This is a genomic window from Streptomyces fildesensis, from assembly GCF_016107395.1.
Taxonomy (GTDB): domain Bacteria; phylum Actinomycetota; class Actinomycetes; order Streptomycetales; family Streptomycetaceae; genus Actinacidiphila; species Actinacidiphila fildesensis.
In genome coordinates, this window is sequence record NZ_JAAIKO010000311.1 from 1 (window position 1) to 257 (window position 257).

General features: G+C 61.9%; 1 pseudogene. It reads left to right on the forward strand.

Features of this window, described 5'->3' with window-relative positions:
- Nucleotides 1–205: pseudogene (locus tag C6N31_RS43035) on the forward strand (hypothetical protein); the annotation flags it as partial.
- Nucleotides 206–257 lie beyond the last annotated feature (52 nt).

The following is a 257-nucleotide window of genomic DNA, read 5'->3' on the forward strand; positions in this document are numbered from 1 at the left end:
CTATGGATCTTCACGATCCAATGATCAGGGTGTCCTCGATCAAGGGGAAACGCCCGACCTCCTGCCCAACCGAGAGGCGGACACGCTCGCGGCTTGGCTTTCCGAGCGGCCCGAAATTGAGATCATCTGCCGTGACCGTGCCGTCTTCTACGCCGAAGGCGCTGCCCGCGGTGCCCCGCAAGCCCTCCAGGTCGCCGACAGATGGCAGTGCGCCATGAGGCGCCTTGTCTTATCCCCGATTCAGTCGGGATGAATTT